Genomic DNA, 8,798 nt, shown 5'->3' on the forward strand with positions numbered 1-8,798 from the left:
CAGTTACACCGCTCGGCACCGGCCGCAGGGTAAGTTGTGCCCGACGATCAGCGACAATTCCGTTGTGCGCCTTGACTTGTCGCTGGTAGCCGGGCAAGACGCGTATCAGAACCAATCACAAACAGTGGGACAGCTGCGACCCGGGTTAGCTCACGATTCGCAGCACCGGGTCGCTGCAGTCCTTTGATCGCGGATTCGCTTGCTGATGTGCCGAGTGTGCCGTCAGGGCGCCGAGTGTGCGCTGGCGGCGCCGAGTGTGCCGTCAGGGCGGCCGATCGCGGCGGTTACCGCCCTACATTCACAGTCAAAGCCGTCATTGCACACTCGATACGGCGGCATGACAGCCGATTCGGTGAGCACGTGAGACATCTCCCGAACGTCTGCCATCACGAGCGGTTTGAGCGAAGGTGCGGCATCGGCATGCCGAAAACAGAGCCCAAGTGTGCGTGGGCATCCAAGGCTGCGCAAGAGCACATCGTTGAACCCACATTCGTGGTCACCATGAATTTCCGGGTGAGCGGGGCACATCGCGAGTCGACCGACGCAGGGACACATGTGACAGTTGCGACCAATGCGACGTGGCCCCCTCGGTGTGCGCTGATTTGAGCCAAGCGGGCCAAACTGGTGTGACGGCTGCGACTGCCGCGACATGGGACTGCGCCCGCGGATTGAGCGCCGGACCCGGTGTCGCCGCCCGCCCCGGCTACTGGGCGGTGCTCGACGACTTCTCTTCGGCGTGTCCCCGACGTGCTTGGAACTCGCGGGCGATGAACTTGTTGCGCGCGACCTTCTCGACGTAGTCGAAGTCGCGCAGAATGTTTCGCAGTTCGCGCCGGAAAGCGATCCGGCGTTCCAGCAGGTCTGGAGCCGGCGCGATGAGGTTCTGATCGACGGCAACCTGGCGCGCAGTGGCGAACAGCAGCGTCGACACCGGCTCGCTGCTGCGCACCCGTGACTGGGCCACGTACTGACGGCCGACTCCGAGCGCCAACTCCGTCAGTTCTTTCTGCCCGATATCAGCAGGAGCGTCGCGCAACACGTCGGCGACAATCTCGTACGCTTCGAAGAACACCCGCAGCATCGCATCTGACATCAATGGCCGCTTGGCATAAAGGATCGCATCGATCCCGTTGGCGCCGGCGGCGACTTGGCTCTCCCAATCTTGGTGCCAGGCCATCTCTTCGGCGATGTTGGTACGAAACGCTGCCGAATCGGCGAAGTAAAAGTCAAATTTCAGCAGATCGCGCAACCGCATCGCCTGGTCCCAGAAAGCGGCCATGCGGTCACCGTCGGTGTGCCGGGCATGGGCGAGCGCCAGTTCGACGATCGAGGTCTCCAGGAAGGCATGGATCACCGAGTTCCGATAGAACGCCGCCGCGAGTTCATCGTCGGGCGCTATGTACCACACCGGTTCCCGGCCGCTGTCCACCCGGGTGACCGGGTGTCCGTTGGACAATGCGTCGACCGCTGCGCGCACTCCTTCGCGCGAACGCAGCCGCAGCGTACTCGTCGACATCGGGGTGTGCTTGCGCTCCAGGTAGTCAAGTGAATCCTGCAGGGTGTGGTGCAGCTGGTCGAGCGTCAGTGCGGTCCCGCGGGTGGTAAGCAGCAACGCAGACACCAATCCGGTCGCGGTCACCGGCGTCGACTGCAAGATCCGCCACGCCACCTCAAACGTCATCTTCTGCAGCGCAAGCCGTTTCGCGGCGGGATCATGAGCTAGCGGACCGTTCGGTTCGCCGAGATACTGTCGCATCGAAACCGCTTCGGGGAAACGGACATAGATCTTGCCGTAGTTGCGCTCCCCCTGCGCCTTGATAAACCGGTAGAGCCAGCTGAAACCCTCAGGCGTCTTCTCCGCACCGCGGGCGTAGGCGGCGTATTCGGCGATCTCGTGCAACTGGTCGAAGCAGATCGACACCCCTTGCAGCAAAATGTCTTCGCTGCGGCCGTCAAGGTAGGCGTCGGCAACATAGCTCATCAGTCCCAGCTTGGGCGGCAACATCTTTCCGGTGCGAGACCGCGTACCTTCAATAGACCAACTCAGATTGAAGCGCTTCTCGACGACGTAGCCGACGTACTCCCTGAGCACATACTTGTACAGCGGATCGTCGCCGATATTGCGCCGGATGAAGATCATCCCCGAACGGCGCATCAGGGGACCCATCACGCCGAACGATAGGTTGATGCCGCCGAACATGTGCACCGGCGGTAACCTGTTGTCCTGCATGGCTACCGGTATCACCGCGCCGTCGATATACGACCGGTGGGAGAACAGCAAGACCGCCGGATGCGCTTCCAGCGCGGAGCGCATGGCCGCGATCTGGTATTCGTCGTAGTCGAATTCGGGATCGAACCCGCGGCTGATCAGCTTGCCCAGGACGGAAATCAGGTCTACCGACACCTGGCTCCAACCGGTGGCCAGTTCATCGAGAATTCTCCCGGCCTCTTCGACGGTGGCACCGGGTATTTTCTTCAGCCCGGCACGAAACCGCGCTGACGCCAACATCTCTGGCTTCACCAGCCGCGGCGACTTGTATTGCGGTCCGAGGATCCGGTATTCGGCACGTGCTAACGCCAGGATTGCCCTTCGGGTGACGAACTGGGCGAAATCGCGTTTGTTGTCGCCGACGGTGGTGTCGCGCCACTGCTGGCGCAACTCGGAGACCGTGGCGGCCTCCCCGGCCACTACCCTGGCCCGCCGCGGGTCAGAGCGCAGGATGCGGCGCTGCTGACCTGCGTTGGGGTGGTAGGGATCCCGGCCCGGAAGCAGCCCTGCCACCTTGGCCACTCTGCTGCGATCCGGTGGCGGCAGCCAGAACACCCGCACCGGCACAATCGATCGGTCCTCGAGACATTCGGAGTCAGCTTCGGGCCCGCACCCGAGCTGTTCGGCAAGTGCGGTCAGCGCCGCCGGTGGCGCATTGCGGGGCGGCAGCCTCAGAACGTCGAATTTCGCCTCGGGATGACGGGTCCGCTGTTCATCCAGCCAACGCATGATCAGCTGCATCTCGACCGGCGACTCCATAGAAGCCAGCACCAGCGTGTCTTCAGCAGCGAGGACTGCGCTGGTGTCGGCGACCGGTTTGGTCACGGCAGTCCTTTGGGCCCAGAGCCCGACGATTCGGGGGCATCGGCTTGGTCGGTGCCCGGCTGTGGAACCTCACCGTCGGTGACGGCGGCTTTCGACTCGCGGCGGGGAGTCGACTTGCCCGATGTGGTCTTCGCGGCCTTCTTGGCAGCGCTCTTGGCCGGAGCCTTCTTGGCTGGTTGCTTCTTCGCCGCGCTTCTGGCCGGGGCCTTCTTGGCCGGTTGCTTCTTCGCGGCCTGTGCTTTCTTCGCCGCTTCTTGCTCTGCGGACAAGTCGACTTCGGGCAGCTTGTCGACCGGCCAGTTCTTCAGGGTGTCCAGATACAGCTGGCGCACCTCGGCAATGCGGTCCGGGAGTGTGTCGAGAGACCAGTCGTCGACCGGGATCGGCGGAAAGACCGCGACGTCGACCGTGCCCGGATTGATCGTCGTGGAGTTTCGCGAGGCGACGATCTCCGCATTGCGAATCACGATGGGCACGATGGGGATCCCCGCCGCCATCGCGATCCGGAAGGGCCCCTTCTTGAAGGGCCCGACTTCGGTGGTGTCCAACCGGGTGCCCTCGGGGGCGATCACGATTGACAACCCGTTTCTGGCGCGATCCTCGACGGTGTGCAGCGTCTCCACCGCGGCCACCGGATCATCGCGGTCGACGAACACCCCGTCCAGTAGCTTGCCGAGGGTGCCCATGATCGGGTCGTTCTGCAGTTCCTTCTTGCCCACACCAACCCAGTTGTCGCGCACCAGCGCTCCGGCGATAACCGGGTCAACCTGGTTGCGGTGGTTGAAGATAAACACCGCCGGACGCTGCGCGGTCAGGTTTTCCTTGCCGATCACATTCAGGTGGACACCACTGGTGGCGAGCAACAACTGGGAGAAGTTGGAGGTGAAGAAGTTCACCCCGCGCCGCCGGCTACCGGTCAGCACACCGAGGCCTACCGCCCCGGCCGCGACCGGGAACATTGTGCTGAAACCGGCGAGTGTTCGCAGCTGCCGCCGCAGACCCACACCGCCGCGGCTGTTGAACTTCAGAATCGGCCAGCCGCGGCGTTTGGCGACGGCGGCCATCTTGCCTTCGGGGTTGGTCGGCCGCGGATTGCCGACCAAGTACATCAGGGCGACGTCCTCGTCTCCGTCGGCGTAGAAGTAGCTGTCCTTGAGGTCGATGCCGTGCTCGGCCGCAAAACGCTGTACCGCTGCGGCTTTGCCGGGCCCCCACAAGATCGGTCGCACCACATCGCCGGTGAGCAATCCGTCTTCATTGACCTCGAACTTGTTGGTGAGCATGTTGGTGATGCCCAGGAAGCGGGCCACCGGTTCGACCTGGATGGTCAGCGCCGACGAGCTCAGGACCACGGTGTGCCCACGGGCCATATGAGCCCGAACCAGCTCGCGCATTTCCGGATAGATCCGGGGCTCTATCCGCTGGTGAAACAGCCGCTCGCCGATCTCCTCCAAATCGCTCAACTGCCGTCCCCGCAGCGCCGAAGACGCCTTGATGATGAGATCCTCGAACTCGATGCGTCCCAGCGTATGGTTCAGACCGGCCTGGACCATGCTGAGCAGCTCACCGACACCCATATCGCGGCGCCGCAGCCGTTCTTGGGTGAGGATGACGGCGGTAAAGCCCGCGACTAACGTCCCGTCGAGATCGAAAAACGCGCCGACCTTCGGCCCCGGAGCGCTGGCCATGATCTCGGCCACCGATCCGGGTAGCCGCAAGTCGCCGCCAGGCTTGCCGGCCTCGCGCTGTTCGCCTTGCTGTTGCGACGTGCTCATGAGCCCGACACCGAACGAGACGCCGTACCGGCTGGGGCGGTGAAGGACGCCGGGATCGCCCGCGGCGCCGGCTCACCGGCCAGCGCCAAGATCTCGTCGAAGCCTTCGAGCAGGCACTGGGCAAACAACTCGTCGTTTCGCACGGATGCCCGGTCGTAGCGCGCGGTGATGGTGCACCACCCGCCCCGCGATATCAGGACCACCATCATGGCCACACCCGGTAGCGGGCCGATGCCATACTGCCGCAATATCTTTGCACCGGCGACGAAGGTGTCGCCGGGGTAGACCGGGACATTGCTGGCTTGCACGTCCGAGCCCACCACCGAGCCGGTAATCCCTTCCAGGACGGCTGTGGGCAAGATGCTCAACACCGGCGCGATGGAACCGACGATGTTCATCGCGGGCTCGTCGCGGCGCTGCGTCATCTGGGCACGGATCTTCTTCATCCGGGTCACCGGATCGACGGTGCCGATGGGCGCCGCCAAGTTGACTCCCGTGAATTGATTGCCGCCGGCCGTGGCGCCTTCGGCCCGCAGGTTCACCGGCACTGCCATCGGCAAGGTGCTGATCGGCAGGCCGTGGGCCTCGTGGTAACGCCGCAGCGCGCCGCACAGACCCGCGAGGTAGGCGTCGTTGATCGACCCGCCACCTGCCTTGGCGGCCCGGTGCAGTTCGGAGAGCCGGATGTCGATCGCCACGGTGCGGGTGGTCAGGCTACGCCGCCGCAGCAGCGGCGAGGGCTCGGCGGCGCGGTTCAACACCCGAACGCCCGACATCGCGTAGCCCACGATTCCTGACACCGTGGAGACGGGATCCAGAACCGCTCGCCCGGCCACCGACACCGCCCCGGACAGCGCGCCCAAAAGGCCGCCGACAATGGCCATGGGCAAATGGTTGATGCCCTCGCGCATCAAGTCATTGGGCGACAGATCCTGCGGAATGGGTTGCGGTGGCGTCGGCCTCGGTGGTGGTTCCCGCTCCAAGTCATAGATTTCAGCGAACATCTCGACCCCACCGACACCGTCGGTGACGGCGTGGCTGACATGGAGAAGCATCGCGGCCTTGCCGTCGGCCAGGCCCTCGACCAGTGTGGCTGTCCACAGTGGCCGCGAGATGTCCAGCGGCGACTGCAGAATCACCTCGGCGAGATCGAATACTTGCCGCAGCGTGCCGGGTTCGGCGACGCGCACCCGGCGCACATGGAAGTCGAGGTTGAAGTCGGGATCGACCACCCAACGCGGCGACGCGGTAGGCAGCGTGGGAACGACGACCTTTTGCCGCAGCCGCAACACGCGTCGGGAGGCGTTTTCGAAGCGGGTCCGGAAACGGTCCCAGTCAGGCGTGGTGTCGAGTAGTTCCAGCGCCATGATCCCCGAACGGGTCCGCGGATTGGCCTCGCCGCGATGCAATAAATAGTCGACCGGTCCCAGCTCGTCGGACAATGCGGCGGTCTCGACGGGCTCACCCATGGTCACGACCCGACCAGGACGGGATAACTCGACGCGCCAACCCTGTCACCGCCATCAAGCCTCCTGCGTCAGACCGTCAACCGAAATGCAGACACAACGCTAGTCCGGTTGCAGCGGCGGTGAAAGTGAGGATCCACACGTTGGCTCGGGTGCCCAGACCCGCGCGACACGACTTCCGAGGGCACGCGAGTTCGGCTTGCGCCCGGTGAGTTCAGCTGGCCGGAGTCGCCTGCAGGGCCAACGTACTCAGCAACGAGCTGGCCCGCCGACCGTACACAACCCCGAGGAAATCAGCGACGGCATTGGCCGCCAGCCGGGATCGGACCGTCGGGGTGATGTCGAAAGCGTGGTGGGCATTGGCGAGCTCGGCGTAGGCCACCGTGGTGGCACCCGCCCCGCGCAATGCCGCACAGAAGGCCCGTGCTTGCGCGCACGGCGCCAGTGGATCTTTGTCGCCGTGCAGCACGAAGAACGGGGGCGCGTCCCGGTGCACATAGGAAATCGGTGAAGCCGAGGTGAATCGCTCCGGCTCTTGGGCATATCGGGTCTTCATCACGAAATGCTCGAGGAACGGCAGCATCATCTCGTGCATGTTGTCGAAGTCGGTGAAGTCGTACACCCCGTAATACGGTGCGACCGCCTGAACTGTCGTGTCGGCGTGTTCGAACCCGGGCTGAAACCTCGGATCGTTGGGAGTGAGCGCCGCCAAGGAAGCCAGGTGCGCGCCGGCTGACCCGCCGGTGAGGGCGATGAAGTCGGAGTCGCCACCGTAGTCACCGATGTTCTCGCGGACCCAGGCGATGGCCCTTTTGACGTCGATGACGTGTGCGGGGAAACTGCAGCGCGGGCTTTTGCTGTAGTTGATCGACACGCAGATCCAGCCCAGCTCCACCATCCGGCTCATCAACGTGTACGCCTGCGGACGTTTGCCGTTGACCGTCCACGCGCCCCCGGGAACCTGGATCAGCACCGGCGCACGGCGCCCCGGCGCCAGGTCGGGACGCCGCCAGATGTCGAGCAGATGCGCCCGACCACCGGGACCGTAGGAAATGTCGGAGGTCTGGGCCGCGTAGCGGCGGCGAGGGCCCGACGGCAGCAGGCTGCCCCGCCGGGTGAACGCGGAAGGATCCCCGCTCGGGTGCGACACCAGGTCACGGAAGTCCGGACCAAAAGACTCCTCAAGAGCCGCGGTGAGCGCCAAGTCCGCTCGCTGCGCCGCCCAGGCGGTGCCGAATCGGCCGAGCGCCGGAGGCGACACCCGAGACAACGCATGTCCGGTCAATACGTGCAGGGGAAACTCTGTGGACACCCAACCCGCGACCCAACCGAGCGCGAACGGCGAGCCCCGAAGCAGCACGGCACCGGACCGAATGGTGTCTTTGGCATCTGCCGCGAGCTGCGCTCCCTGCCGCAGCGCCTCGGCACCAGCACGTGAGCACCGCGAAGTCACACTGGCCATGCACATCACAAAGCCCACCCCTCGACGTCGGGCACACGCGTCGTTGCGGTTAACGGCCGCTTACCGGCCGGTGTTGTACGTGTGTCGAGGCTCACACCATAACCGATTTTCGGCGTAGCGGAAGACTTTCCAGATCCGTCGTGTCGCCGGGACTGATCTTGAATCCCGGTTTGGATAGACTGACCTGCGCATTGCCTCCGTAGCTCAGGTGGATAGAGCAAGGGCCTTCTAATCCCTAGGTCGCACGTTCGAGTCGTGCCGGGGGCACTGGTCAGACCGATGTGCCGAATATACGTACACCCCAAAGTGCACCCCTTGAGGGTTTGGCCGAAACGCCAAGATCCCCCCGGCTGGCCTCGGAGCAGTAGGCCAGCCGGGGGACGAAATGTGTTGAGCTGCGCGGGTGTCGCAGCATGGGCTTATCGTTAGACGGTATGAGCGCCGACAATCCCGGCCGCAAGCAACTCATCACCGACCGGATGGATCATCCGGATAATCGATGGAGTCTGACCGATGTGGTGCATCGAATGCAGTCGGCGGGCTATCGCGGAATAGGCAAGTCCCGGTTAGGGCAGGTCCGCAACGGTCCAGTGGAGTCCATCAAACGAGATGTGATATTCGCGCTCGCGGCAGGGCTGGGCGTCACGCCATTAACCGTCGCCAATGCGGCTTTGGAGTCAATGGGAATCTCCACCCGACCAGCTGAGGTGACAGATTCGGCGGCAACGATCACCATCGATCCAACCCTGAGTGAGCCCAATCGCCGGCAGCTTCTGGCGATGCTCAGAGAGATGCGCCGGATCGCCGAGGAATACAACGAGCGGACGCGTCACGCTAGCCTCAAAATTTCATGCGGGTGTAGGTGACGCCGTGGTGTGGGGCCGGCGACGCTTGTTGATCTTGATTTCGTGGTGCCGGGTAGGTTTCGGCGCCGCGTGTCGTGCGGTGACGCCGGGTTCCAGGTCCCGGTGGGGTTCGCTGCTTCCTGGGGTAGTCGCGAC

5 protein-coding genes and 1 tRNA gene are annotated in these 8,798 nt (G+C 64.2%); 2 read left to right on the plus strand and 4 right to left on the minus strand.

Features of this window, described 5'->3' with window-relative positions; translation table 11 throughout:
• Window positions 1-703: 703 nt before the first annotated feature.
• From EET03_RS18520 to lipQ, 4 genes are all read right to left on the minus strand, one after another.
• Entirely contained in the window at window positions 704-3,094 is a 2,391-nt protein-coding gene (locus EET03_RS18520; protein WP_075542525.1) for a glycerol-3-phosphate 1-O-acyltransferase, read from the minus strand.
• Entirely contained in the window at window positions 3,091-4,869 is a 1,779-nt protein-coding gene (locus tag EET03_RS18525) for an HAD-IB family hydrolase/lysophospholipid acyltransferase family protein (RefSeq protein WP_099193650.1), read from the minus strand. The genes EET03_RS18520 and EET03_RS18525 overlap by 4 nt, the downstream gene beginning before the upstream one ends.
• Window positions 4,866-6,338: a WS/DGAT/MGAT family O-acyltransferase gene (locus EET03_RS18530; RefSeq protein ID WP_075542554.1), complete on the minus strand. Its 1,473-nt coding sequence runs from the start codon at window positions 6,336-6,338 to the stop codon at window positions 4,866-4,868. Before EET03_RS18530 ends, EET03_RS18525 begins: the two co-directional genes overlap by 4 nt.
• A gap of 211 nt (window positions 6,339-6,549) precedes the next feature.
• Window positions 6,550-7,803, minus strand: a complete 1,254-nt coding sequence (gene lipQ / locus EET03_RS18535; protein ID WP_063469371.1) for an esterase LipQ — start codon at window positions 7,801-7,803, stop codon at window positions 6,550-6,552.
• Window positions 7,804-7,990: 187 nt separating this feature from the next.
• Between lipQ and EET03_RS18540 the strand changes: the two genes are divergently transcribed.
• Window positions 7,991-8,064 (plus strand) — tRNA-Arg (locus EET03_RS18540).
• Between the two features lie 167 nt (window positions 8,065-8,231).
• On the plus strand, window positions 8,232-8,663 hold the full coding sequence (locus EET03_RS18545; protein ID WP_075542523.1) for a hypothetical protein: 432 nt from the start codon (window positions 8,232-8,234) through the stop codon (window positions 8,661-8,663).
• The last annotated feature ends 135 nt before the right edge of the window (window positions 8,664-8,798 follow it).

The sequence above is a fragment of the Mycobacterium innocens genome (assembly GCF_900566055.1).
GTDB lineage: Bacteria > Actinomycetota > Actinomycetes > Mycobacteriales > Mycobacteriaceae > Mycobacterium > Mycobacterium innocens.

What these genes read in the sequence shown, in the direction of transcription:
- EET03_RS18530 (WP_075542554.1), bottom strand. Translation starts at nt 6,338, where the DNA reads ATGGGTGAGCCCGTCGAGACCGCCGCATTGTCCGACGAGCTGGGACCG.
- EET03_RS18545 (WP_075542523.1), top strand. Translation starts at nt 8,232, where the DNA reads ATGAGCGCCGACAATCCCGGCCGCAAGCAACTCATCACCGACCGGATG.
- lipQ (WP_063469371.1), bottom strand. Translation starts at nt 7,803, where the DNA reads ATGTGCATGGCCAGTGTGACTTCGCGGTGCTCACGTGCTGGTGCCGAG.
- EET03_RS18525 (WP_099193650.1), bottom strand. Translation starts at nt 4,869, where the DNA reads ATGAGCACGTCGCAACAGCAAGGCGAACAGCGCGAGGCCGGCAAGCCT.